3 protein-coding genes are annotated in these 3,393 nt (G+C 69.4%); 2 read left to right on the plus strand and 1 reads right to left on the minus strand.

Annotated features, from left to right (window positions below; all coding sequences use genetic code 11):
• Positions 1-943 (plus strand): ATP-binding SpoIIE family protein phosphatase (locus ABZ281_RS43060; RefSeq protein ID WP_356663554.1); only part of this gene is annotated, 943 nt, incomplete at its 5' end.
• A 38-nt stretch (positions 944-981) separates the two neighbouring features.
• Here ABZ281_RS43060 and ABZ281_RS43065 read toward each other — a convergent pair.
• A complete protein-coding gene (locus ABZ281_RS43065; RefSeq protein WP_356663558.1) occupies positions 982-2,247 on the minus strand; it encodes an MFS transporter in 1,266 nt (421 codons plus the stop codon).
• A gap of 122 nt (positions 2,248-2,369) precedes the next feature.
• Between ABZ281_RS43065 and ABZ281_RS43070 the strand changes: the two genes are divergently transcribed.
• The gene (locus ABZ281_RS43070) at positions 2,370-2,918 is read left to right on the plus strand and encodes a MarR family transcriptional regulator (protein ID WP_356663556.1); all 549 of its coding nucleotides are present in this window, start codon (positions 2,370-2,372) and stop codon (positions 2,916-2,918) included.
• Positions 2,919-3,393 lie beyond the last annotated feature (475 nt).

The raw sequence follows: 3,393 nt of genomic DNA on the forward strand, positions 1-3,393 counted from the left end.
CATGGGCCGGGGCGTCCGCGCCGCGGCCGTCATGGGCCAGCTCCGCACGGCGGTCCGCGCCTACGCCCGCCTCGACCTCCCCCCGCACGAGGTCCTCCAGCTCCTGGACGGCCTGGCCGCCGAGATCGACGCCAACCAGATCGCCACGTGCGCGTACGCCATCCACGACCCGAACGAGGGCAAGCTGATCTACTCCTCGGCGGGACACCTCCCCATCCTCGTCCGCGACGAGAACGGCACGGTGCTGCGCGCCGACGAACCCACCGGCCCCCCGCTCGGCACCGGCGGCTGGATGCACACCTCGGGCTCGATCCCCCTGGCCCCCGGCTCGACGGCCGTCCTCTACACGGACGGCCTGGTGGAGCGCCGCGACGCGGACCTGGACGAGGGCATCGCCGCCCTGGAACGCGCCCTGGCGGGAGCCACCGGCACACCCCAGGTCGTCTGCGACCGCCTGGTCCGCTCCGCCGGCGTGACCCCCGACCACGACGACGACGTGGCCGTCCTGGTCCTCCAGCACCCCGCCCGCACGGGCGCGGACAGCGAGCTCTTCCGCAACGCCGCCCTGGAACTCCTGGGCGGCGTGGAAGCGGCACCCCGCGCGCGTGCCTTCGCCTCCGGCGTCCTGACCAGCTGGCGCTTCCCCGCCGACCTGCACGACCTGGGAGTCCTGGCCACCAGCGAACTGGTCGCCAACTCCCTCCAGCACGGCACCCCGCCGATGAGACTGCGCCTGCGCCGCACGGACAGACGCCTGATCATCGAGGTCACCGACGGCGACGACCACCTCCCCAGACGCCGCCGCGCGGAACCGGGCGACGAATCGGGCCGCGGCATCGCCATCGTCGCCACGATCGCCTCGAACTGGGGCTGCCGCCGCACACCCGGCGGCGGCAAGGCGGTCTGGTGCGAGTTCGCACTGCTCCGCACCCGGACCACCTAGGGTCTGACCCAACCGACAGGCCTGGTGGAGAACCGGGATCAGACGTCCGCGGAAACGGGCGCCCCACCCCGCGCCACGACCCGGCTCTTGCCGAGCCACGGCTGATCCTGCACATCGGTCAGCTGCCGCCCCAACCGCACGGCCAGGACGGTGATCCCCAGCGAGAACACCAGGAACGCCACGATGTACGGCGCGTGCAACGAGGCCCCCAGCGGCCCGCCCACCGCCGGCCCGACGGCCAGCGCGAGCTGCTTGACCAGGGCGAACGCGGAGTTGTACTGCCCCGCCATCCCCTCCGGCGCGAGATCCGCGACCAGCGGGGCCACGGTCGGCGACAGCATCGCCTCACCCAGCCCGAACAGCGCGTACGTCGAGACGAACGCGGCTGTCGCCATCTCCTGGCTCCCGTGCCCGAGCCCGGCGTACCCGGCGACGGCCCACGCCACGGCCCAGATCAGCCCGACAGCGGCGATCACCCGCGACCGCCGGCGCCGCTCCACGAACCGCAGCACGGCGAACTGCGCGACGACGATCACCAGCGTGTTGGCGGCGAGCGCGGTCCCCAGCGCGGACGTCGAGATCCCGGCGGCCTCGACCCCGTACGCACTGAGACCGGACTCGAACTGGCCGTAGCATGCGAAGAACAGCACGAAGCCCAGCACGCAGAGCTGCACCATGGCCCGGTTGCCCATCAGCTGCTTCCAGTTGCCCCGGCCCGAGGCCTTGGGAGCGACCTCGATCCGCGGCGCGTGCGGCATCCGCACGGTCACCATCACCACGACCAGCAGCAGGAACATCGCCGCCTCGATAGCGAAGAGCAGCGTGAAGGAGGCGGCGCTGGTGGTGTCGACCAGATGCCCACCGATCAGGCCACCGACGCCGAGCCCCAGGTTCTGCAGGAAGAACTGCATGGCGAAGGCGCGCGAGCGCGTGTCCGCCGACGAGCAGTCGACGATCATCGTCGCGAGCGCCGGCTGCATCACGGCCTGCCCGGCCCCCAGCAGGGAAGCCGACACCAGCACCGCCGCGGCGCTGCTCGCGATCCCCAGACTGAGTGCGCCCACAGCGGCGGTGACCAGGGCGGCGAGCAACACCGGCAGCGGGCCCCGCCGGACGATGGCCCGCCCGGCGAACGGCAGCACGACCAGCGCGGCCACAGCGAAGACGGCGAGTACGAGACCCGCCGTCATGGCCCCCAGCCCTCGCACCTGCGCCACATAGACGTACAGGTACGGGACCGTGAAGCCGAGCCCGAACGCGCTGAGTGCGTTGCCCACGTGAATCCGGCGCATCGCCGCGCCCATCGCCCTGGTCACGTTCACCTCTCTCACAAGTTAGGAGTGAAGACTTCGAAACTAAAGTTCGACGCTAAAGAGTACATACCCAAGGACTTCAAGGCAAAGAACGATCGTGCGATACTGCGCACATGGGCGACACCCCCGGCCCCAGTGAGCCGACCCTCGAAGAGCAGATCGCCGCGTATCAGCGCGAGTTCCAGGACCTCGACCCCCAGGTCGAGCAGATCGTCTCGGCCCTCTCCCGCCTGAACCGCCGCATGAACGTCGCCTACGGCCGTCAGACCTCGGCCCTCGGCATCAGCAACGCGGAGTGGGAGGTCCTCAAGGCCCTCGTTCTCTCCGGCGCTCCCTACCGTCTGGGCCCCAGCGACCTCGCCAAGCGCCTCGGACTCACCCCGGCCGCGATGACTCACCGGATCGACCGCATGGTTGCCGAATCCCTGGTGACCCGTGAGCGAGACGAGTCCAACCGCGTACGAGTCATCGTGGAGCTGACATCCGAGGGGCGAGAGAAGTGGCTGGAGGCGATGCGCCTGGCGTCGGTCTTCGAGGAGGACCTGCTCCAGGACCTGACGCCCGGCGAGCGCACGGCGCTGGGCGAAGTGCTCACGCGTCTGCTGCGTCGGGTCGAGGACTCCCAGCCGGACGCCGGCGGACGTCTCACCGACCTGGACTGACCCCCGGGCCGAAAAGATCTTGACAGGGCCGCTTGACAGCCCCCTGGCGGATCCGTAAAGTTCTTCGGGTTGCCGCAGAGCCGTAACGGTTCTTCGACAGCACTTCCGCCGCACCAGCGGCACCCAAACCACCAGCTCGACCTCCCGATAGGGTTGATTTCGGCACGCCCGAATTCAATTCGAATAGGGACTCGACGACCGATCGACTCCTCACCGGCTTCGATTTGGGAATCGCCGAGAGAGCGCGCTAAGGTTAGGGACGTCGGAACGGCCCAACAGCCGCGAAGGCAAACCCCGCTGACCGGGGATCAGGCCCGAAAGGATCTGATAGAGTCGGAACCGCCGGAAAGGGAAACGCGGAAGCGGGAACCTGGAAAGCGCCGAGGAAATCGGATCGAAAAGGATCTGATAGAGTCGGAAACGCAAGACCGAAGGGAAGCCCGGAGGAAAGCCCGAGAGGGTGAGTACAAAGGAA

The sequence above is a fragment of the Streptomyces sp. NPDC006265 genome, from assembly GCF_040613555.1.
Taxonomy (GTDB): Bacteria; Actinomycetota; Actinomycetes; order Streptomycetales; family Streptomycetaceae; genus Streptomyces.